This window comes from Spirosoma migulaei (assembly GCF_054776855.1).
The window spans coordinates 205,231-228,360 of sequence record NZ_BAAHBG010000017.1 but is presented as its reverse complement, the minus strand read 5'-3'; the positions used below and the strand labels follow the sequence as shown (position 1 = coordinate 228,360).

Here is a 23,130-nt window from a genome sequence, read left to right as displayed (position 1 = left end):
ATGATCAGATCATGTCATTCCGTTGCAAGAGCTTTTGGTTTTTTGAAATTCTTAAAAAATTAAGCAGAAAAAGGGGTTCTGCGTGCAGCCACGCAAATGAGCATACAGACGGTTCCGAAAAGAAAGTAATACCCGGCTGATTTCATTGGCTTAAATTTCAGGATCCTGTGGGTAAATGGTCCATACCTGATTGGCACCAGCTGTTTTCTTCGCCAGAATTACTTTCGCATTCACGGTTCCGGCGTCGGATGGGGTTAAATACAGATCGCTCCCTTTGAGCTTGATTCGATAGGTATCTTTCCCCGTACGAAGAAATTCGTATTCCTGATTTGCCTGCAACGAAACCAACGGTTGTTGTTCTAAACTAATGCCCTCCGTTGGAGTGGCTGCGATGGGTTGCAGCGTTTTGTTCGTGAATAAATTGCGTAGCTGATACGTTTCGCCTTCTACGTGATTAAAATCCCAGGTTACGCATTTCCAGTTAACAGGCGAATAGGAAACAATGGGCGTTCCGTTTGCTTTTCTAGCATCCTGCACCCGAAGCACCAAGCCCGTCTGCGTGTTTTTGATCGCATAGGTTCCGCTAATCACCTGAGCAAAACCCGCTTTAGTCAACACGGTTAAGCCAATGACTATCAACCCAATCAATTTTGTTTTCATCGTTGCATGAGGGAATTAGTTGAACAAAAAACAAAGTAAGCAAGAAGGACGAAACGCTACGGTATCCAGCCCTCAAAAGTCCAGTTCACGATATGAGAATGCCCAGTATTTTAAGGATACTGTCATGAATGTAGCGCGCCCATCAACCTATCTGTTTGCTCAGAAAGTAATATTCTGTCGAGAAAGGTTCCAACAGTCAGTAGCCCACTGTACACCAATCCGATTACGAAAAAAGGAATTATCAGACTAGCAATTTTTAATAGCCGGGGCGGAAATTCCTTGAACTGGCTACTTGTTGAGCATGCCGTTACTGATTAACTCAAAATCATGTTTGTCGATCTCAAAAAAGCCGATACGAAAGGGGTAACCCCATGATTTTTTGTTCGAGATAAAATCAAGTTCATCAATGAGTGGCAAGATCGACACATCACTGGAGGCATGAAACGTTACCTTTCGCCGGAAGGGAGAAAAATTCTCCGAAACGGTTACCTGATAAATGGTGTCGTCGATTAGTTGCCCAATGGCTGTAAACGCCTGACATTTCTGGTCACCTTCCAGCACTTGTTTCGGCGAATAGAAGATCACCCAGTCACCGGGTTTCATTCGTTTCAATGGCGCTTGTTTTCCGTGATTGGCCTGCATAAATCCGCCGGAAACCCCTCGAAGTACGTGGTCTTTTGAGGCTACAACGATCCAGTATTGCGGTGATTGGCTCATAATACGACACGAATTGCGTTTAGTCCAGGGATACGTTGCCTTCGGTGAATTTCAGGTTGTATTTTAATTGGTTCAACCGCCAGCCGTTCGTTGTGCGCTCGACCTTCAAGTCATAGCTGCCGGTAAACGTCCGTGTCTTACCTTTCGTAAAGTGGGTAGCTACTGCATAGCCGTATAGGTCCGCCTGGGTGCCTTTTAGAGTTATCAGATAATGTCCACCCTGGTGGTGTACCTGATCAAGGTGTTGAAACCCTAAACACCTCATTTACTAACCCTTCCCAATTCCGGGAATCGGTGTACATGAACAGACGATTTGCCAGCTCGGCAAGTTGCTGCCTGTCCTGTAGCTCGGTAAAAGCAGTTCCGCGTTCGTTATTCATGAAAAATGACGGTCTGTGTTACTACTATTTACAGAAAACAACCTCTCTAATTTCGAATTTGTTTGCTAAATGGCTATGCCATCACACATAGTGAGCATTCCTCTACAGAATCACTCGTTTCTTCATATTCCTTCTTTCGCCAGCAAGTCGGTGGCTTCCCTGTCCTTATATTCCAGAATTAGTTTCTCCAGTTTCATTTTAACTGGGCAATGACCACTTGATTCTGAGGAAAATAGTTTTACTATTTTTACACTGGAGTATAACAATAGTAAAACTTTACTCTTTTTGCTCTAGCAATTACTGTAATGCCTTTTTACCCTCTTCATTACCAGGCCAGAGCACAATGGATTTCCGGTACATAGCAATGGCTTCCTGTTATTTTCCATCTTTAGCCAGGGCAATGGCATAGCTATCCTAGGTGCATGCTGTCGTCTTTTAATTCATTGAATCGGCGAATCGCACAATCGGGTCCTTTGCTGACCATCCTCTCTCCATATACCCTTGCATCATCACCTATAGCGGATTTGTATCGATATTGCCATAAAAAATGTTGGTTTGCTTTTTGGTCAGGTTTCGGTGCAGAAAGGTAGTTAGGCCAACAATATGCCCGTCAAGAAACATGAACCGGTTGACGAAACAAACGGAAATCGGGCAGAAAACACCTACTAAGGTCTCCTGCCCGATTTAAACATAGTTTGCTTCTTATGCTTCTTCTAATGCCTTGATATCAATTTTCGACATCTTCATCATGGCTTCCATGGCCCGTTTTGCTTTCTTCGGGTCTTTATCACCCAGCAGTCTGCCCAATGCAGAGGGCACAATTTGCCACGACACCCCAAATTTATCTTTCAGCCAGCCACATGGCCCTGGCTCGCCACCTTCAGTAAGCTTCTCCCAAAAGTAGTCTACTTCTTCCTGCGTTTCGCAGTTTACGAAGAGCGAAATACCCTGGGCAAAGGTAAAATGCGGGCCACCATTCAAGGCAAAAAACTCCTGCCCATCGAGTTGAAACGTAACCGACATGACCGTACCTGCGGGTACCGGAGCTCCCTCCCCATATCGGCTCACACGCCCAATAGTTGAATTTTTAAAGATGGAAGTGTACAGGTTTGCTGCCTCTTCGGCCTGGTTGTTGAAAGTCAGGAATGTCGTGATCTTTTGCATGTTGTTTACCGTTTTGATTACTACCGAAGCAAAGGTACAATAGCTCAAAACAACATCAGGTGGGTAAAAACGACATTATCAGGGTCGATTCCGACAAGGGATTTTTGTACTTATTGTTTCTGTGGATTCTGTAGAATCACTATCGAATCTTGAACAGAACCTCAACGAACGGGTCATTCGTCACGGCACGATCTTTCCGCGTTATATCGCGATCAAAGGGGCGGTTGAGGTTATTACCAGCCAGATCTTCCTGTCGCCCTTCAATTCGAAGTCGATACGTTCCAGCCTGCCAGGCCTCATTGGGTTTGAAGGAACTTTGTTTTTCTTCGTTGCCCGGTTGCCATTTACCCGAAACCGGTTTGCCGGATTCGGTCAGGACGTGCAACGTTTCAGTTAGCAGGTTATAATCGAGGGGCTCTCCGAATGCCACTTCCAGTGGGCTTACGCTTCCCGATTGCGGCTGGGATAATGTCCATTTTGCCGGAACGGGAGATAAACTATCGCGCGGCACTGTCACAAATGGTTTTATAGTTTTCTTCATGAGCCTGGCACCCTGCTGATCAGGCCAGGCAGCCGAAACAACCAGTTCATAGTGAACACCTGCCAGTAAAGGTGCGCCTAAACGTTTGTTCGGTTGTAAATCACGTTTGATACGGCCGGGGTCGAGCCAAAGGGTTAGCATCGTCCGATCGGCATTCCAAAGTTCAGGCTGTAGGTTGAGAAAAACACCGGGTAGCGTATCGGTATAATTTCTAACTAAGGAGACGTAGTTCTGCGATTGCCCTTCCCGCATGGGGCGGGAAAAATGCAGGTAAATTTTCAGCAAATTATCCGGCAATGAATCCTGGGTCGGATAGATGGCCAGTAAGGTTGGGGTATCGCCGGGGGCCAGGTCAGGAATGGTCATTTCGCCCAGTTGATTGTCTTTCAACCAGACACCATAGGTGAGCCCACGGGTAAACGGAATCAGCGGTTCAAAAACAATGGATTTACCAATTGATTGATAGTTACCTGCAATGGCAGTCTCTTTACCCGCTAATCGTACCGCCAGAAACTGACCCAGCGAATCGGAAGATACGGACTGGAGTAACTGTTTTGGGATGGAAATACCCGTTGCCCGTTTATCAGTCCACCGGATCGAGATCTCGGCCTTTTTTGAGGGATGACAAGCCCAAACGAGTCCGAACGTAAAAAAAATCAGGCTGTACACGGCGTACAACCTGATTTCGGCATGCCTATTTCTTTTATAGATAACGATCATTAGCGGTCCAAAGATCAAGATTACCGTTTGACCGGCGCTGGAGCAAAATCATCTGATTATCGCCCAGTTTGTCTAATTGAATCACATTGGTTAATGGCAACGATACAAAATTTACGCCAGCCGTAGCAAAGTTTTCCTCAACGGGTGTGGTCAGTGAGCCTTGATACTCTTCAATGTTTTTGTAGCGTACTTTAAAAACCGGGCGGCTTGAGTTAGCCATGATCAGGAAGGATTCGTTTCCTTTTTTCAGCGTGATGATATCCAGCGGTTGGTTACCACTACCCATCTCAGCAACCGTCCGGCCTTTTACATGCTTCCCGGCTTTCAACTCATCCATTGGAAAAAGCACCAGCGGGGTGCAGGTATAGCTGGCCAGCAGGTATTTTTTGCCCTTGATCTCCGTTGTCGTAAAGGTTTTGATAGGCGCCATTGTTTCGTACTTACCATGGGCGGCATGGTAGATTTCGAGCGAAGCCTGATCCTGCACGTTTGTAAACGGAAACGGAATGCTACGGAATGTAGACCCAAACTCCTGGTTCGATAAGCCACTCACCAGTACCTTGCCATCGGCAAAATCCATATCCGAAATTGCCGCAATACGCAGCGATTCGCCCCGTTGGCCTTTAGCATCTTCAGCGGGAACATTCGCTAGTGCCTGCATGGAGAAGGGAACGTTGCTTAGTGAAACCGGGGTTAATTTGTCGCCTTCTACTTTGAGTAATACCGGTGTCCCATCGCTGTGTTGTACAGCACAATACACGCTTTTTGATGTTGGGTTGACAGCAATATCCTGAATCGTGATGTTTTTGGCGTCCGTTCCTAATAAAGCAGCAATCTTCTGATCAATGTTTTTGACATCAACTGGGCTGGGCTTTTCAACAAGGCTGGCATCTTTCGTGTCGATGGCGAATACCGTTGCGCTTTTTCCATCCCCAATAAACAATACCCCATTCGGGCCAAACGAGAGCGCATTGATTGATTTGATAGCGGGTGTTCCCGTCACAAACCCATACTGATTTTTAATCGGGCGAGTGGTTGTTGCCAGCAGCACAAGTCCGGCACAGCCAATGGCCAGTAAGGAATACATTTTCTTCATGCTTGTAAAGGTTAATTTATTGTGAATAAACGGATTAGCGAACGAATATAAACATTATCAACCAGGTTTAAAGGTATTCCTATTGAGTGGTTTTAACGACAAACACCCTGACTTGTTTTCGCTAAGTCAGGGTGTTTGCCCTCAAATCAGGGAAGTAATTATTTCTTTTCGGCCATGGCAGGATCCTGCTTGACGAATTCACCCATTGCCTTGATTTCAACTTCTTCGCTCACAACAGCAGTCGACGAGGAGCCCACTCCAAAATCCGAACGCTTCAGCGTACCGCTAATTTTCAGACCTGCTTTTTCCTGCTTACCCCGAGGGTTTTCCATAGTAACAGGGCCAGTCAGAACCGCAACGAACGTAACAGGTTTGGTTACACCGTGCATGGTCAGGTCACCCGTTACATTGTACTTCTTACCATCGGCTTTCTTGAACGATGTGCTTTTGAACGTCAGGGTTGGAAATTTTGCAGCATCAAAAAAGTCGGGGCTTTTTAAGTGCGTGTCGCGACGATCGTTCTCGGTATTGATGCTGTTAACATCAGCAGTTAACTCAATGACAGCATCCGAAAGATCAGGCTTAGACGATGTAATTTTAGCGTCAAACGTTTTGAAGTTACCGTCTACTTCCGATAACATTAAGTGGGTTACAGAAAACCCTACTTTGGAGTGGGCTTTATCAACTGCCCAGGTTTGCGCAAAGGCGGTCGAAAGGGATAGTAGCGCGGCAACGGTGAATGCGATTGATTTCATGCGTGATTGGAATTGGATTGGTGAAAAATTGAATTTAAGCAAATTTAAATTAAATGTAGCAACACAGAAAATAAACATACGTACTTCATTTGGGTACCCTCTGTATTTACGTTACTAATCTGATTATCTGGGACGTCCGCCTGCTGGCGCTGCCTGTTGTGGCTGAGCATCGCCACCGCCGTCACCTTTTACATCGTCATTACTGACCGACTTCGACTTCCGACGTTGTTCTTCAAACGTCATTTTACCGATACGGTAGGTAAACGTGATTTTCAGGTTTGAATTGTAGAGGTGAGTCACATTCACCTGCGACAGCAGTGGAGAATTCAGCGTGGTTCGCATGGTAACTCCGTTTCCAACGAAGTTCTCAGCCGCCAATCCGATGCTTCCACGCTTGTTGGCAACATCTTTTCTAATCCCCAGTGAGTACATGTAAAAACTACCCTGCGTGCCCTGCAACTGTGGACTTGGCCCCCGGAAGAAGCTAAATACCTGCGCGCTCCAGCCTTTGTTCAATTGCAACTGGCTCATTAATCGACCGCCAAGGCTTATGCCAGAATTATCGATTGTTACTGACTTCCCATCGGCCCCGGCGGTTGTGCCCTGCATATACATGTAGTACGTATCCAGTCCGCCGTTCAGGCTCCATTTTGAGGTCAGGCTCGTATTGAAGAAAACGTTAGCCCCGATGGTACGCTGCACGCCAATGTTCTGAAACGTTGTGATAATGGCCCCTGGCAGATAGCCCAACGACGTATCGGCAGGAATACGAACCTGGGATATAGCATTGTTGGTTAATCGGCCAAATACAGCGGCATTCAGATATGTTTTCTTAATGGTTGAACTCAGGCTTAATTCAACGTTATCGGTCAGTTCTGGACTCAGGGTTGGGTTACCCTTCATGATCATCTGCGGGTTAGCTGCATTTACGTTCGGGTTCAACTGTTGCAGGCCCGGCCGTTGAATCCGTCGGTTATAGGCGGCTTTCAGGGTGCTCCCTTTCAAACTTTTCGATACGTTGATACTCGGCACCAGGTTGCTGTAATTGGGAATATTCAGCGGTACATTTTCATTGGCCGTAGCCGATATGCCCGTGTGCTCATAGCGTGTTCCAACTTTAAACGTGTATTTGCTGGGCGTTACGTAGGTATACGAGATATAACCCGCCCCAATATTCTGACTGTATTTCAGTGAGCCGGATGGGTTCGTTGGATCGATGTTCAACTCGCCCGTGCTACCTCCTACCAGATACTGAAAACGACTGTCCACCTGACGCATGATGGCCTTACCGCCGAACTCCAGCAACTGGTTTTTCCGAATCGGCGTCTGGTAATCTGTCTGGAAGGTTAATTCCTGATTGGTATTGTTGTTCAGGTTTTGCTGACGACCCGTCAACATACCTGTATTATTATTCAGCAAATCAGCGAAAAAGTTATTGGTCAATCCGGTACGGCTGTATTGGGTAGAAATACTCCACTCCTGCTGAGGTTTAAACGTGCGGATGTAATCCAGATTCATATCGACCGAGTTGGACAGATCTTTCCGGTTTACATCGCGGTTGGTCATGCTCTGGAGCACGTCATTCGCAAAGGTGCTGGTGAGCTGACTCTGCTGCTGAATAAAATTACGGGTACCAAACCGGACGTTAGCCGACAAGGACTGGTTTTTTGCCAGATCGTAATCGAAACCAAGCGTATACTGACCGAATACGGGTTTATCGAAAGCCGTACCATTCTGAAGCGTGTGCAGCGATTGCGTACCTACTTTCGTTGTCTGGTCTAATGTAGAGGAAGCCCGGTTATACATAGCCCGGCCAAAACCACCCAGCGTAATACCCAGTTTACCTTGCCGATACGATCCATTCAAACCCAGGTTCGACGCCCGCAAGCCTGCTCCGGCATCTACGTTCAAGGTTAATCCATGCAGGGTATTCTTTTTCGTAACGATGTTAATAATCCCGGCGGCACCTTCGGCATCGTACTTGGCCGATGGGCTCGTAATCACCTCCACCGATTTAATCATGTCGGCAGGGAGTTGTTTCAGCGCATCGGCTACATTAGCAGCTACAATGGTGGAAGGCTTGTTATTGATCAGAACGCGAATATTCTGGCTACCCCGTAAGCTCACGTTGCCATCCAGATCCACCGACAGCATCGGAACCCGTTTTAACACATCAGAGGCATCGCCCCCTTTAGCCGTGATATCTTTATCGGCGTTGAAAACCAACCGGTCAACTTTTTCTTCGATCAGCGCAGCCTGCCCAGTCACAACTACTTCGCCCAGCATACGTACGTCGGCAGGGAGTTTTATCGAACCCAGATTCATGTCGGTGCCTTTGGCAATGGTAAACGACTGAGAGTCGCGGGTTTTATAGCCAATGAAGGAGTACTGAAGCCGATATTCACCAGGAGCCAATTTACTTAGAGAGAAAAGCCCTTTTGCATCGGACGTTGTCCCATCAATAGGCTTATTCGTTTTAACATTCATCAGGGCGATGGTTGCAAATTCAACGGGTTTCCCGGACGTCGAATCGACAAGGATACCTGCTATTTTGCCATTGCCTTTTGGCGTATCTTCGGCAACGCCCGTAAATTCGGCTTTTTTACGTCCGTTATCCTGGCCAAATCCGCCTGGACCACCGGGTCCACCACCTGGAGGGCCGCCACCAAATTGAGCGTATGTTATTTGGATACCTGACAGACCAGTCCAGAATCCAAGGGTGAGTAGTAGAAGTAAGAATTGCTTACGCATTTGTACCTATAATTTCAGATTGATGGGTCAAAACAACAACCGTTCGATCAATCCAGAAAACGCAATAGACTGAAGGGTTGAAAACATCGGCAGATCACCCTTTTTAGCCGATGAATGACTATGGGATTTCGTGCTTTCAATAATCGGGCCATTCGTCGGTTAAACTAAGCCAGCTATCGGCAAAGTCGGGGGAACCAGCGATTGACTGACGCAGAATCAGGTATTTACTGTAAACTTGTAGCTTTCCTACTGATCATGGCTGTCACCCTGTTTTCACGGCGTTACGTTCCACTGCTGATTCATGTACTGGGTTGGATCTTGCTGGGCTACCTGCTTTTTTTCAATCAGTCGCTTAATTCGGAGCTAAAATTTCCGCCCTTATTCTGGATCAGGCAGGTCATCTTTTTTGCTCTGATGGTGGGCGTATTTTACGTAAACTCCCAGCGGCTGGTTCCCAGATTGCTTTTGCAGGGTCAAACCAGCCAATACATATTGACCTTGCTAGGCCTGATTTTACTCGTCCTTATCGTACTAGGAGGTATTGAGTTTGGATTTGATCTACCCACAAAAGTCCATCGGGTATTTCATCCGGATGGTTTTGGAAAACCGAAGTATTACGGTTGGATTCAGCCTACGCTGTTTACCATTTTTCTTGTGTTAGCCATCAGTACCAGCATTGCCATGCTGCTGAAATGGCAGGATGATGCGAATCTCCGAACCGCCCTTGAGCAGGCCAAGACAACCTCCGAGCTCTCGTTTTTAAAGGCTCAGATCAATCCGCACTTTTTCTTCAATACCCTTAATAACATTTACGCGCTCACCCTCATCGACGTTGAAACCGCCCGGGAAGCCCTGCACCGACTCTCCCGGATGATGCGCTATGTGCTCTACGATACTCAGTCTGGTACTACACTGCTAAGCAAGGAACTCTCGTTCGTCAGCGATTACATGCAACTCATGCAGCTCCGGTTAACGGATAAAGTAACCGTAACCCTCGATACACCAAGTCCACTGCATGACCAACCAATTGCCCCCATGCTTCTGCTCCCGTTTGTTGAAAATGCCTTTAAACATGGTGTCAGTGCTCTGCACCCAAGCCGAATTCAAATCGCCATCCAGCAACAGCAGAATACATTAGTACTGGATGTGCATAACACGGTGTTTGTTGAAAAAGCGCCCTCGCTCGAAGCGGGGAATGGCATTGGCCTGACCAACACCCGACGCCGACTCGATCTGCTGTATCCAGGCCAGTACGACCTTCGGATCAATGAGCACACCATGGCTGGCGAATACCACGTGCACTTAACCCTCTCTCTGGCATGACACTCTCCTGCATTGCGGTTGATGATGAACCACTGGCGCTGGGCCTGGTCTGTGCCTTTATCGAGAAAACCCCCTTCCTGAAACTGGCAGGACGGTATAGTAGTGCTGTTGAAGCCTTACAGGGCCTGATGTCAACGCCGGTCGATGTTCTATTTCTCGATATTCAGATGCCTGATCTGACAGGGTTGGAGCTGGCACGTGTACTCGAACGGAGCAACCGGGGTACTAACACGACCCGAATCATCTTTACAACGGCCTTCGATCAATTTGCCCTCGACGGGTTCCGGGTCGATGCGCTGGATTATCTACTAAAACCCTTTAACTACGAGGAGTTTCTGCGGGCGGCCAGTAAAGCCCGGAATTATTTTGAGCTCGTGCATCGCCCCATTGAACAAACCACAGTAGCTATTACCACGTCAACTCCGATTGAGGTTGTCGATGATTACCTGTTCCTGAAGGTTGAGTATCAGCTCGTCCGTATTGCCTACAATGACATTCTGTATATCGAAGGACTTAAAGACTACGTAAAAGTCTACCGACTCAGTGATCCCACAAAACCGCTACTCTCTTTAACGAGCTTAAAAACGCTGGAAGAGAAACTCCCCATCCGGCAGTTCATGCGGGTCCACCGGTCGTTTATTGTCGCCCTTGATCGTATTAACGCCGTTACCCGCAACTCTGTCCAGATTGGATCGGCAGTGATTCCAGTGAGTGACCAGTATAAAGAGGTATTTGGGCAATTCATCAGCCGCTGGCTGTAAGTAGTACCGCTCCGGCGGCCGTCCCGTCCCGGTCGGGTGTGTGTGACGTCAGCTACTTATAGCTGACGCAATAGGTTTCTCAAAACCTATTTTTCGCACCGTCAGGTTTTGAGAAACCTACGGTGTCGGTTATAAGTAACCGACACCACGCAGAACATCGTAAGTCGTAACTCGAAATCCCAATAAGTAGGAAGCAATTTGGCCCTTCTTTCAGGTACTTAAAGCTAGTAATATGCGAGTTGAAGCGGCCATTGCTACCGGTTCCGGAAGTTTTCAAATTGATTTTATCGAAGTTGGTGACCCCCAGGGCGACGAAGTCCTGGTTGAGATTAAAGCTGCGGGTATCTGTCATACCGACTACGATTCTCTCTCCTGGGGAAAACCCATCGTCATGGGGCATGAAGGCGCGGGTGTCGTGCTACGTGTTGGCCCCCTTGTCCGAAAAGTCCAGCCGGGCGATTCCGTTATTCTTAACTGGGCCATTCCCTGCGGCTACTGCTTCCAGTGCCTGGAAGGAAATCAGCATATCTGTGAGGTAAACTCGCCGGTCACGTCGGGAAATAAAGCCAGCGGAGGACATGCCGCACTAGAACGGACAACGTACAACGGTCAACCGATTGAGCGGTCGTTTAGTCTGGGCACTATGTCGGGAGCTACGGTGGTTCGGGAGGCTGCCGTTGTAAAAACGAACGTACCTATTCCGTTTCCATCAGCCGCTATTGTAGGGTGTGGGGTTATGACAGGCGTTGGTTCCGTTGTCAATGCCGCTCAGGTAAAACCAGGTCGTTCCGTAGTGGTAGTCGGTACCGGAGGTGTCGGGTTGAATGTAATTCAGGGAGCCCGAATTTCCGGAGCCGGGATGATCATCGCTGTGGATGTCAACCCTAATCGACTGGAGATGGCCGTCCGCTACGGAGCCACGCATACCATTCTGGCGGATCGGGCAGATAAAGGACTTAGCCAGGCGGTTAGTCAGGTGAAACAGTTAACCGGGGGACGGGGAGCCGATTATGCTTTTGAATGTACAGCCATTCCTGAGCTGGGTGCCGTACCACTGGCCATGGTCCGAAACGCGGGTGTCGCCTGTCAGGTAAGCGGCATTGAACAGGAAATCAGTATCGACATGAACCTGTTTGAATGGGACAAAATCTATATGAACCCCTTGTATGGAAAATGTCGCCCGGAAATTGACATCCCTATTTTGCTAAATCTATACCAGAAAGGCGACTTAATTCTGGACGATCTGGTTACCCGAACCTATTCCCTTCATCAGCTCGACACCGCTTTCGACGATATGCTTAAGGGACGCAATGCCAAAGGCGTACTGGTTTTCTAATGGACACTCCTTTCCGAACCATCGAAATTTCCGATCCGGCTTACGAGCGGGATGGACTTCGGTTGATCACCGTCAAGACACCAAATCTGGCAGGTCGTGGCGATATAACGGTCTGGATACCCGGCCCTGATTTGATTGGCGACGAACCCCTTCCGCTGGTGATTCTGCTGCATGGCGTTTATGGCAGTCACTGGGCCTGGTCACTAAAAGGTGGAGCCCATCGAACAGCCGAACGCTTACTCCAGGAAGGTCGGTTTCGTCCGATGATCCTGGCTATGCCGTCGGATGGACTCTGGGGGGATGGTAGTGGCTATCTGCCCCACAATACCCGAAATTTTGATCGGTGGATTGTCGAGGATGTGTCTGAAGCCGTACGAGCGGCTTTACCAGTTCACCCGCTATTTCCTAACCGCACGTTCATTGCGGGCCTGTCGATGGGTGGTTTCGGGGCTTTACGATTAGCCGCAAAGTATCCTGAACGATTCCAGGGAGCATACGGGCTTTCATCGATTACACACCTCAATCAGCTCTCCCTATTTGTAGAAGAACCCCTCAGCCACTATATACAGGCTGACCCTGTCGATGAATCGGTTCTGGACTTGCTAGTCCGAAATCGGGCGAAGCTGCCACCTATTCAGTTTGATTGCGGCACAGATGATCTGTTGATCGAGTACAACCGCTCCTTACATCATTCATTGACCGAACAGGACATACCCCACCAATATAGAGAACATCCCGGCGGGCACGAATGGCCGTACTGGCAGGAACACCTGGTCGATGCGTTGATATTTTTCACCTCGTTAGGTTAGCCACAGAACGACCCATCGATGCGGCACAGCTAGTTTATCTCAATAGTTTAAACGTCGGTTTGGCCAAATTAACGAACAACGGTTAACGCCCCCGAATGCTTACTAACTTTTCCGGGAGCGGATTCAAACGTAAGCTGATAGCCATATACACCAGAAGGAACCCGCTCCCCCCGATAGGTACCATCCCAGGTCAAGACCTGATCAGTGGTCGAATCAAGTTCACCATGAAAAACAACCTGTCCCCATCGATTATAAATTGTCAGTTGCCGAAGCCGCCCCAGACACGGATTGACCATGGCTCGGAAGATGTCATTCACCCCATCGCCATTAGGCGTAAAACTAGTGGGAATCGCGACTAAACAGGGAATAAACACAACGTTCACACCATCACTGGCTTCACAATCAGAATTAGCCATATTCACCCGAACCTGATAGCGCGTTGTTTGGGTTGGTTTGGCCCAGGTTGTGGCGCAGGTTGGACACGACAAACCGGCCTGGGGCGACCAGCTATAGCTGTACTCGGGTCCAATTGGACCAGTAGCTATTAATTGAACACTATCACCCTGAACCACAACCGTATCGTGCAGGGGAGCAATAGCAACCTGTTGAATGACCAGGTGGGTTATTACCAGGCTATCGCACAGGGGAGCCATTCGGGCAATACGAGTTTGATAGGTACCCGCAGTGGAATATATACTATCCCCAACGACCAGATGGCTTCCCTGACAAAGAGTTACACGTTGAGTAGACTGTGGTGTAGGACGCATACTCACTTCGGTAATGAGAACACTATCGCAGCCTGTTGAATTTTGAAATACATGCCGATATGTGCCTGGGTGGGCATAGATCGAATCGCCTACCGAATACACCTCACCCGCGCATAAGCTCACTTGTTGACTCGTTGGAAGTAGAAGCTCTTCAACTTGATAAGTCTGTCGCATCGCGGTTCGACAACTGGGATTCAGGAACGATCTCGATTCCATATCCACCCAATACGAGTCGTGTAGATGAGGGCTAATTTGGATTGTTGCGGTCGTGTCGCCGGTACTCCAGCGGTATCCATCAAAACCAGTTGGGGCTGTTAAACGCATCAGACTACCTGTACAGGATGATATGGACGTAGCTGTAATGCTCATTGCCAGGCACTGGGCATCGAAATATACATACCCAAAATGCCCCCCCTCGGTACAGTCGTGGGCAGTCACTTCCAATTGGAGCGTTTGCCCCACATAAGCGCGCAGATCCAGTACATTCGTCGTCCAGTTGCGGTAAATAAGCCGCTCGAATTGGTTGTTCTGTTCCTGATAGCTGAAACCGGGCGTTTGCCTGGTGGCTACTGCTTCATAATAGCCACAATTGATTGTATCGCCAGCCAGGGTCCGAATCAGCAAACTAAAGCCGGGCTGCTGATAAACCTGATGATTAGGATTTTGCAGCACTACGGCAAACTGATAACGCAGTAAAGGTTTGTCGACGGGTACGTTGAACGTCGTTCGTATCTGATCTGCATAGCCCCCCGCTTCCAAATCGCCAATGCGAATTGAATGCTGGCTACCCGGCGCTACGACTGGAATCGGCTCTATAACGTTGGGATCATAGCCATCACTCCGACTGGTGATGGTATGCCCATATTGATTAATCCGTTTGTGTAGGCTCCCCGGTTCCAGTTTATAGGGTAAGGGGAAACTATACGGAGACATCTCCCCTGTCAATCGCTCCCATCCCCGAAAAGAGCCTTCCTCAAAGCCTAGATTGCTGCAATCAACTGACTGTCCATAGCCAGGCAGCCCCAAGCATAGGTATCCCAAAGTAAGCCAAAGCAACCTGATCATAACATTGATTTTTCAGAAAACGCCCGATCTAAAAAATCAGTATATCGTATTGATTTATAGGAGTCAACTCAACCAGGCAAGGTCATAACAGGGCTTAATTGGCGTCAGAAGTCATAATTTTCTGCGTCGAGTCCCTGTTGTGCTTTTTAGTTTGAAAGCACAACAGGGACTCGACGCAGATTAAGAAGCTGTTTGCGGTATATAAAGGTCGACTTTCTCCCCTAGAGTTGCTTTGCCATTTTATCCAGCACAATTTCGTACTCTTTGGTATTCATATTGTAACGGATGATGTACTCGCCTGGATAGTAGCCAGTTGGTGCTATTTTCTGTGGCTGCTTGATCGCTAGATGTTGCATGGTCGTTTTCTTGAGGTAATCCACCGTGATCATCGGTTCGTAGAAGATGATCTCACCCTTGTTGCTCCCATACAGGAAGGTGGTCGTAAAGCCTTTACCGGCTAATTCCGGGCTGGTGGCATCAACCCAGTGATTCCCCATCATGGGCACAGGCCCCGCCGTGACGTAATCGGTAGGCAGGTAACCTGCATCCGGTACTTTACTCATTTCGGCCTCCTTACCGGGCGTCATGGTCAATCGTTCCGCATTGGTAATTTTGTAAAAATGAAAATCAAAATGCGGTACCGTATACACTCCATCGGGCTCATGTCCATGCGGCATGTAGGTTACATACGCATGTTTAAAGGGTGTTTTAGCCCCTTCGGTCGGCAACTCCATCACCAGTTCCGCCATATCGGCAGGTAAGCTGTTCAGAGCCGCTTCTGATACCGCGATTCCAACTTCATCGGGGTTACCGCTGGCATCCAATTTCACAAACGTGCGGGCGGTTCCGTTTCCCAGCGTTACCGATTGCCCATAATGAGGATCAGTTGGGTTAGGCGTGTCGTTGTTGTCTTTTTTGCAACTGCTGAGTTGCAGCGTAGCGGCCAGTAAAGGCAACGCTAACAGATAAGATGGTTTCATAAAAAAGAGGATTATAATTGATTATTGGCCCAAAACTAGAGCCAGAGCCAACCGGGCCCAGATGCCGATCAAGCGAAGTGAGAAATCCGTTCATTGAAGCGTCTAAAAGGCGATATGGAACGCAGATGGCGCGGATCGGGCATGTTTTCTCGGATAAAAACGGTTAAAATCTGCTAACCCGCCTGTGAGGCAATCTGCCGTTCATTCCTTTGAGTAGTACGGATTGACGGTTTATGAGCGTGTACGGATAGCTCATATTCTCGATACTACAGTTCATCAGCCCAAATTTCCGGTTCACTCACTTGCCAACTGGCGATTGGCCAGACACCACCCAACTTTGAGCCAGCAAACAACAAATACGAGGCTAAACACGCCAATCGTCATGAAAACAGTTACCACTTTTTTCCTCTTTTTCTGCATCAATACCTTGCTGCGGGCTCAGAGCGTCTCGTTTCAGGGAACCGTTCTTGACGGGCAAACTCAGGAACCCATACCGGGCGCTACGGTTCGGCTCATCGGCACTACGATCGGGTCCATTACCGATGCACAGGGACGGTTTTCAGTAGCGGGTCAGCAGGCAACCGACAGCCTGATCATTAGCAGTATCGGTTATCAGGAACGTCGGGTTGCCTCCTCCGGCAAACTGAGTATTAAGTTAATGCCCCGAATTGAGGACCTTCAACCGGTAGTGGTAACGGCCAGTCGGGAAGCTCAGGCTCGTTCGGAAGCGCCCATGGCTATTAGTCGTCTGTCATCGGGACTTTTGCAGGAAACTAAACCCGTTAATCTCTACGAAGTCATTAACAAAACGCCCGGTGTGGTTATGCCAAACCTCGGCAACGAGCAACACATGATGGGTATCCGCCAGCCCTTCAGCACCAACGCCTATTATTTGTACCTGGAAGATGGGGTGCCAGTACGCCCAATGGGGATTTTCAATCATAACGCCCTGATCGAATTGAACTCCTTTTCGATCAGTTCTGTCGAGGTGGTGAAAGGACCGGTTTCCTCGCTGTATGGTCCCGAGGCCGTTGGGGGTGCCATTAATTTCCTGACGCATCGACCAACTGCCGTACCTGTAGTGCGGGTAGGCGTCATGGGCGATGGCTGGGGATACAGACGCGTTCAGGCGGGGGCGGGTGGCATGCTCACCAACCGACTTGGCCTGTTTGGGGGCGTATCTTTAGCCCGGCAGCGGAATAGCTGGCAGACCCAAAGCGACTTCGATAAAGTGTCGCTCAATGCTCGTGCCGAATACGCGTTCTCCAACCAGACACGCCTGACGGGGACAGTTTCCTACAACCAGTATTATTCGCAAACGGGCGGCAGTGTAGATAGCCTGGCGTATTACAGCCGTCAATACGTGAGCACAACTGATTTCACGTATCGAGATGTTCGGTCGCTCCGGTCGCGGTTGACACTGGAACACCGCTGGGCCGCCCACAGTGAAACATCGGTAACCGCCTTTTATCGGGACAACAGCCTGAAACAGAATCCAAATTACAGTATCCGCTGGAAATCGGGGGCCACCACAGCCACGGGTGAAATCAATGAAAATGCGTTTCATAGCATCGGCCTGATGGCCCAACACAGCCAGCGGTTTGCCTGGATGGACAGCCGATTACTCGTGGGTATAGTATATGATAACTCACCGACGACCTATTACGCGTACCAGACCGAGTTGCAAGCCAGCTTACGGCCCGACAAACGGTCGGTGGAACGGTATGTTCAGGTACGCGAGCTGCCCGATCAGTTCCTGAGCCGGTATGCCGCCACGATTCATAATCTGGCCGCCTATGCGCAGTACGACTTTGCACCGATGCCGAATCTGCGTCTGTCAGCAGGACTCCGCTACGACCGAATGGCATTCGATTACGAGAATTTCCTGGATAAAACGACTGGCACAAAAAACTACAATCAACTAACGCCTAAACTGGGGCTAACCTACGATCTTGGCCACGGTGCAGGCCTGTATGCAAACGTTAGTCGAGGGTTTTCACCACCGGGGTTAACAGCCGTGTTTCGTAAAAACCCGAATACCGCTGCCGGACAGCCCCCCTTCTATTATAACCTTCAGTCAGCCCAGTTTAGCAATCTGGAAGTAGGTGGCTGGGCGTCCTTTCTGAACAAAAAAGTCAACATCGACTGGGCTTTGTATCAGATGAATGGTATCAACGAACTGCTCAGCATTCGTCAGCCAGACAACTCAACCGACTATCAGAGTGCGGGCCGAACCCTCCACCGGGGTCTGGAATACAGCCTGACGTATAAACCCTCCGGTCAGTGGTTTTTCCGCTTCGGTGGCACCAATTCCATCCACCGCTTCGAGGACTTTGCCCTAAGCAACCTGCCATCCGATGTGGTAAAAAATCTGGCTCATTACGATATGCCACAGGCTCCCCGTTGGGTGGCCAATACAGAACTGACCTATAAGCCCCGCTGGGCGAAAGGCGTGCGGATGGCGATGGAGTGGCAGCGGATCGGTCCCTGGTATCAGAACCAGACCAATACGGTTCGGTACAACGATCGGGGAGCGTTTGGTGCGCGGGGTGTCAGCGTACTGAACCTGCGAACGGGCTACGTGTATAAGGCGATGGAAGTCTATGTAAACGTACTGAACCTGACAAATGAACTGTATGCCAACAACGCAACGCGGGGTAATGTCATTACCGACCGCACAACATTCACCCCAGCCGCACCCCGCACGTTTGTGATCGGTCTCCAATACAATTTCACCGGAAACTAATGCCCATCATTCATGAAAACACTACTCTTTTTTAGCGCCCTGTTAATCAATACACTAACTACACTTGCGAATCCGGGCGATTCGCTCCTGAAAATTCCCAACGCATCGTTTCCACGCCTGCAAACGGACCATCAGGGCAATCCGGTACTGACCTGGATCGAGCGGACGAAAACAGGTATCTCGCTCATGCACTGCATATCCACCAATGGAGGGAAAACATTTGGTGCACCAACACGTATCAGCCTGCCCGCTACGACCGCAGCCCACGGCGAAGATGTACCAAAACTTATATTTAAGGGCGATGGCACACAACTGGTGGTGTTCAGCCTGCCGAAGCCCACACCCGATGTACTCCGTGCCGGAAACCTGCTGTACAAAGTGTCAACAGATCAGGGAAAAACCTGGAGCTTAGAACAACCTATACACCGAGATACAACAGCGGGTAAAAGCCACTCCTACGCCGAACTAACCCGCCTGCCAATGGGCGAAATTGGACTGATCTGGCTGGATGAGAAACTACCCGGTCACGAAGGTCGCTCAGTTCGGTTTACCCAGACCCTGGCCACCGGGGGATTCGGGCCGGAAATTGTAGTTGATTCCAACGCCTGTCAATGCTGCCGCCCCGGTATTGTTTCTGATACTCAGGGACGCATTTACCTGACCTACCGCGACTGGTTACCCACTGAAAACGGCCCGGGTGCACGAGATATTAGCTATGTCGTATCGACGGACAATGGTCTGTCTTTTAGTCCGCCCAACGTGCTGGTACATGACGACTGGCAGATCAATGCCTGTCCACATTCGGGGCCACAGTTGTTTGTTCGCGACGAAGTGGTCTATGCCACCTGGTATTCTGGCGCCAGTGAACATGAAGGTATCCGGCTGGCCAGAGTCGATAAGCCACAAGCTACCGAGTTCATTGCCGGAGCCCAACGGACACACCCGCAGGTAACGGGCTGGGCCGACGGGCGATTAGCGATGGTCTTTGAGGAGTTGGTGGGCGAAGCTCCCGATGCGTACCGTCAAACACTGGTGCGGACGTACATGGCCAATGGCGAATCCCGGACAATGGCTCTAACGGCACCCGGTGAGTTAACCTCCTTGCCCGTGCTGCTCCCAACACCTGATGGCCTGCTGGTTGCCTACCAGAGCTGGCAGGGGCAGAGTACCAGTGTTATAGTAAAGCGAGTTCCTTTTTTTCAACCATAAACAATCAAATCCAATGAATCTGTTTGCACTGGCTATTGTAGCCACCGCGACCCTAATGGGGTCCAATGACACGCCTACGGGCGAAAAGAAACCAGCCACTATTCAGTATGGCGAATCGGTAAAAGCCGGAAACGGCACCCTCCGTTCGTTTGTGCGGCTCGACGCCAAGGGCAACCCCGCACAACTGGGCGTGGCTATCTCCGAAGCTACGCTAAAAAGCCTGCCCGCTGAAGATGCGTACTGGGTGCTAACGATGCCCAAAGGAAGCGACAAGGCGCAAATTCAGCATGTATCGTTCAACTGGATGCCCCACGGCCACGAGCCAGATGGTGTGTACAATGTACCGCATTTCGACTGCCACTTTTACTATACATCCAACGAAGATCGGCTTGGCATTGTTGAAAATGATCCTCGTTTTGGTAAAGACCCTGAAGGCGCTTATCTGCCGAAGGGATACGTAAAAGGCCCTGCGCTACCCCAAATGGGTGCCCACTGGATCGACCCGACCAGCCCTGAATTGAACGGCAAACCCTTTACAACAACGTTTATCTATGGCGCACTCGATGGCAAGGTTACCTTCCTGGAACCGATGTTTACGCTTGATTTTCTGAAGAACGTAAAGGACGAACAGCTACTCGTAAAACAAGCCGAAAAGGTGGAAAAAGCAGGCTTCTACCCCGCTGCTTACCGATTTGTATACAATGCTGCGGAGAAACAATATGAGGTAATTCTGGAGGATCTTCAGAACCGCAAGTAAGTTAAAATTGCCTATTACATACAGAGACATGGAGAGCACAGAACCGTAAACTACTGATTTTTAGTATTTAATCCGCACTGGCGGCCCGTTCTGTTTTCTCTGTGGCTCCGCTTCCGCAGTCCGATGTGTTTAATAAAGTAAATTTATTAAACACATCGGATTAATTTTTGCGCCAGTACGCTTCAGTCCCCAGATGTGACGCTTCACTGGGGGCTTTTTCCGTTTTACAAATCTTCTGGTTGGGGTAAACGCCTAAATTTGCCGACTTTTAGGGCATTTTTCTTAACCAATCGAAAGTTATTTTCATGACGTTTGCGACCTGGAATCTGTTGTTTACAGGCATGGTTAGCTCCATTTTGCTACTGAACGTAGTGCAATGGGGCATCTACCGGGAGCGCATTTATGGTCTGTACACCCTATACATGCTGGCCTGGCTGGTTTATTTCAGTCTACGAGTAGACGAGATCAACAAGTATGTATCAGCCAATCTTTGGTATTTTGTTCGGGCTAGTGCCCCCATGCTGGCGTATTTTGTCTATTTCGACTTTGCCGACGCGCTGATTCAGCTCCAGGCCCGGCTACCGGGTCTGTTTCGGCTGTTCCGTCTGGCCAAAGCAGTAATTGTGAGTTACCTGGTGCTCATGGGCGTGTTATGCTTTGGTATAACAGACTGGTATGGAGCGCTCTACGACACAGCCCACACGATCATGCGGTTACTCATGGTTGGGCTGGCAACCTACGGAATTGTACAAATCAGACAGCTAAGAGGGGTAGTGCCACGGTACATCGCGTTGGGGTCAAGTTATTTACTGGCCGGGGGTGTTGTGTCAATGATCATGACAATGGTGCATCGTTCATTAGGGGAACCCTTGTTAGTTATGTTTGCGCCTTTAACGTACCTGGAGTTTGGGATCCTGGCCGAGTTGATCTGCTTTACCCTGGTGCTGGGGTATCGGCAGCGTCGGGGGGCCATTAAGAGTGCTATTGTGGAACAACGGCTTGCCCGGGAACGCGAACGGCACCAACGTGAACAGGTGGAAGCCGAACTGGTTACCGAGAAACTTCAACAACAGATGTCGGCGATGCAGATGATGGCACTTCAGACGCAGTTGAATCCGCACTTTTTATTCAATAGTCTTAATTCGCTTTCCTCACTGATTGCCGATGAGCCGGGGAAAGCGATCCGATTCGTCGACGAAATGTCGAGTGTTTACCGCTACCTGTTGCGCACCAATAATCTGGCGCTAACGACATTACAAACCGAATTAACGTTTATCGACTCCTATTATCACCTACTTAAAACCCGCTACGGAGCGGGAATTGAGTTGATTAAAACGGTTGACGAGTCATCTCTAACGTGCAAGCTCCCTCCTCTTACACTACAATTATTGCTTGAAAACGCGGTAAAGCACAACATCGTCTCTGCCGAGACCCCCCTGGTGATTCGATTCGATACCAGCCCCGACGGCTGGTTGACGGTGAGCAACACACTCCAGCGAAAGACGGTTAACCGGGCAAATTCCACGCAGAAGGGGCTTCTTAATATTCTCTCCAAATACCAGCTATTGGGCCAGCCCACACCTAAAGTAGAGGAAACAGCCGATGCGTTTATCGTATCCTTACCACTGATCGACGATTAGATTGAACGTATTTTTAACCACAGAGGCACAGAGAACACAGAGAAAAATATGTCATAAAAACTCTGTGTTCTCTGTGCCTCTGTGGTTAATCTAATTTTGTCTACTAGAGATCGTGTACACCGGCGTTTCCTGAAAGCGGGAGGCTACAATCAGTTCCGTACTTCCCAAATGCGGCTTAAATAAATCGCTGGCAACCTGCGGGCAATTGTTGTCTTTAGATAAGTGCGACAACAACACATGGCTCATAAAATCAGGCTTGTGCGTTCTGAAAATTTCCAACGCCTGCTGGTTAGATAAGTGTCCCTTACCACCCCGGATTCGCTGTTTAAGAAAATAGGGGTACCGGCCATTGGCCAGCAGGTCATCATCGTAATTGGCTTCCAGAAAAGCCGCATGGCATTGGCTAAAGTGATGGATGAGGTGTTCGCAGGGAGCGCCAATATCAGTAAAGACGCCCACTCGCGTGTTCTGATACGAAATCAGGAAACTATGCGGATCGCTGGCATCATGATGTTTCGGAAAAGCGGTAACACAGAGTTCACCAATCCAGACGGGTTCATACCCTCGCAACGCCCGGAGTGGAAACGTCTTTACAGGAAAGCCACAGTGTTGAAGCGTACCGGGCGTAATGAACACTGGTAACTGATATTTTTTGGCAAGTTGAGGAACACCCCGGATATGGTCTGAATGTTCGTGGGAAATAAAAATAGCCCGTACTTTATCCAGCGATAACCCGAGCCGCTCCATACGCCGTTCCGTTTCCCGGCAGGAGATGCCAGCATCGACTAATACCGCATCCTGATCGTTCCCAACGTAATAACAATTCCCGTTACTGCCCGAATTTAACGAGGTAATAAATAAGTTCATGATGATCTGACAAGCTACGCAATCGCCATACGAAGGTACGGCTTTGTCAGAGATTGACAGGTAGGGTTATTTTTTTTCTTTGACAG

General features: G+C 49.1%; 20 protein-coding genes. 8 read left to right on the top strand and 12 right to left on the bottom strand.

Annotated features, from left to right (window positions below; genetic code table 11):
- Positions 1–150: 150 nt before the first annotated feature.
- From ACYVGO_RS19850 to ACYVGO_RS19810, 9 genes are all read right to left on the bottom strand, one after another.
- The gene (locus tag ACYVGO_RS19850) at positions 151–660 is read right to left on the bottom strand and encodes an RICIN domain-containing protein (protein ID WP_460970719.1); all 510 of its coding nucleotides are present in this window, start codon (positions 658–660) and stop codon (positions 151–153) included.
- A 288-nt stretch (positions 661–948) separates the two neighbouring features.
- Positions 949–1,377 (bottom strand): EVE domain-containing protein, encoded by a 429-nt coding sequence (locus ACYVGO_RS19845; protein WP_460970718.1) that lies wholly within the window; start codon positions 1,375–1,377, stop codon positions 949–951.
- 19 nt (positions 1,378–1,396) lie between these two features.
- Positions 1,397–1,642, bottom strand: coding sequence for a nuclear transport factor 2 family protein (locus tag ACYVGO_RS19840; protein WP_460970717.1), 246 nt, complete (start codon positions 1,640–1,642; stop codon positions 1,397–1,399).
- Entirely contained in the window at positions 1,614–1,757 is a 144-nt protein-coding gene (locus tag ACYVGO_RS19835) for a hypothetical protein (protein ID WP_168207812.1), read from the bottom strand. Before ACYVGO_RS19835 ends, ACYVGO_RS19840 begins: the two co-directional genes overlap by 29 nt.
- A 702-nt stretch (positions 1,758–2,459) precedes the next feature.
- Positions 2,460–2,921, bottom strand: coding sequence for a VOC family protein (locus ACYVGO_RS19830; RefSeq protein WP_460970716.1), 462 nt, complete (start codon positions 2,919–2,921; stop codon positions 2,460–2,462).
- 139 nt (positions 2,922–3,060) lie between these two features.
- Entirely contained in the window at positions 3,061–4,182 is a 1,122-nt protein-coding gene (locus tag ACYVGO_RS19825; RefSeq protein ID WP_142773305.1) for an Ig-like domain-containing domain, read from the bottom strand.
- A complete protein-coding gene (locus ACYVGO_RS19820; protein WP_142773306.1) occupies positions 4,166–5,278 on the bottom strand; it encodes a hypothetical protein in 1,113 nt (370 codons plus the stop codon). The genes ACYVGO_RS19825 and ACYVGO_RS19820 overlap by 17 nt, the downstream gene beginning before the upstream one ends.
- A 158-nt stretch (positions 5,279–5,436) precedes the next feature.
- On the bottom strand, positions 5,437–6,033 hold the full coding sequence (locus ACYVGO_RS19815; RefSeq protein WP_142773307.1) for a YceI family protein: 597 nt from the start codon (positions 6,031–6,033) through the stop codon (positions 5,437–5,439).
- A 123-nt stretch (positions 6,034–6,156) separates the two neighbouring features.
- Positions 6,157–8,784 (bottom strand): TonB-dependent receptor, encoded by a 2,628-nt coding sequence (locus ACYVGO_RS19810; RefSeq protein WP_460970715.1) that lies wholly within the window; start codon positions 8,782–8,784, stop codon positions 6,157–6,159.
- Between the two features lie 255 nt (positions 8,785–9,039).
- Between ACYVGO_RS19810 and ACYVGO_RS19805 the strand changes: the two genes are divergently transcribed.
- The 4 genes from ACYVGO_RS19805 (at position 9,040) to ACYVGO_RS19790 (ending at position 13,013) form a co-directional block, all read left to right on the top strand.
- Entirely contained in the window at positions 9,040–10,107 is a 1,068-nt protein-coding gene (locus tag ACYVGO_RS19805) for a sensor histidine kinase (RefSeq protein WP_460970714.1), read from the top strand.
- The gene (locus ACYVGO_RS19800) at positions 10,104–10,868 is read left to right on the top strand and encodes a LytR/AlgR family response regulator transcription factor (RefSeq protein WP_460970713.1); all 765 of its coding nucleotides are present in this window, start codon (positions 10,104–10,106) and stop codon (positions 10,866–10,868) included. The genes ACYVGO_RS19805 and ACYVGO_RS19800 overlap by 4 nt, the downstream gene beginning before the upstream one ends.
- A 232-nt stretch (positions 10,869–11,100) precedes the next feature.
- Positions 11,101–12,204: a zinc-binding dehydrogenase gene (locus tag ACYVGO_RS19795; RefSeq protein ID WP_460970712.1), complete on the top strand. Its 1,104-nt coding sequence runs from the start codon at positions 11,101–11,103 to the stop codon at positions 12,202–12,204.
- Entirely contained in the window at positions 12,204–13,013 is an 810-nt protein-coding gene (locus tag ACYVGO_RS19790; RefSeq protein WP_460970711.1) for an alpha/beta hydrolase, read from the top strand. Before ACYVGO_RS19795 ends, ACYVGO_RS19790 begins: the two co-directional genes overlap by 1 nt.
- A 68-nt stretch (positions 13,014–13,081) precedes the next feature.
- Here the strand turns inward: ACYVGO_RS19790 and ACYVGO_RS19785 are convergent, their stop codons facing one another.
- Together ACYVGO_RS19785 and ACYVGO_RS19780 are read right to left on the bottom strand one after the other, a co-directional pair.
- Positions 13,082–14,845, bottom strand: coding sequence for a gliding motility-associated C-terminal domain-containing protein (locus tag ACYVGO_RS19785; RefSeq protein WP_460970710.1), 1,764 nt, complete (start codon positions 14,843–14,845; stop codon positions 13,082–13,084).
- 221 nt (positions 14,846–15,066) lie between these two features.
- Positions 15,067–15,825, bottom strand: coding sequence for a DUF5602 domain-containing protein (locus ACYVGO_RS19780; RefSeq protein ID WP_460970709.1), 759 nt, complete (start codon positions 15,823–15,825; stop codon positions 15,067–15,069).
- A 382-nt stretch (positions 15,826–16,207) separates the two neighbouring features.
- Between ACYVGO_RS19780 and ACYVGO_RS19775 the strand changes: the two genes are divergently transcribed.
- The 4 genes from ACYVGO_RS19775 to ACYVGO_RS19760 all read left to right on the top strand — a co-directional run bounded on the left by ACYVGO_RS19775 (position 16,208) and on the right by ACYVGO_RS19760 (position 22,177).
- Entirely contained in the window at positions 16,208–18,571 is a 2,364-nt protein-coding gene (locus ACYVGO_RS19775; RefSeq protein ID WP_460970708.1) for a TonB-dependent receptor, read from the top strand.
- A 12-nt stretch (positions 18,572–18,583) separates the two neighbouring features.
- Complete coding sequence (locus ACYVGO_RS19770) at positions 18,584–19,780, top strand: sialidase family protein (RefSeq protein ID WP_460970707.1); 1,197 nt, start codon at positions 18,584–18,586, stop codon at positions 19,778–19,780.
- 13 nt (positions 19,781–19,793) lie between these two features.
- Positions 19,794–20,537 (top strand): DUF5602 domain-containing protein, encoded by a 744-nt coding sequence (locus tag ACYVGO_RS19765; protein WP_460970706.1) that lies wholly within the window; start codon positions 19,794–19,796, stop codon positions 20,535–20,537.
- A 305-nt stretch (positions 20,538–20,842) separates the two neighbouring features.
- Entirely contained in the window at positions 20,843–22,177 is a 1,335-nt protein-coding gene (locus ACYVGO_RS19760) for a sensor histidine kinase (RefSeq protein ID WP_460970705.1), read from the top strand.
- A 90-nt stretch (positions 22,178–22,267) separates the two neighbouring features.
- On the opposite strand, the gene ACYVGO_RS19755 is transcribed toward ACYVGO_RS19760, so the two are convergent.
- Complete coding sequence (locus ACYVGO_RS19755) at positions 22,268–23,044, bottom strand: MBL fold metallo-hydrolase (protein WP_460970703.1); 777 nt, start codon at positions 23,042–23,044, stop codon at positions 22,268–22,270.
- Positions 23,045–23,130: the final 86 nt, after the last annotated feature.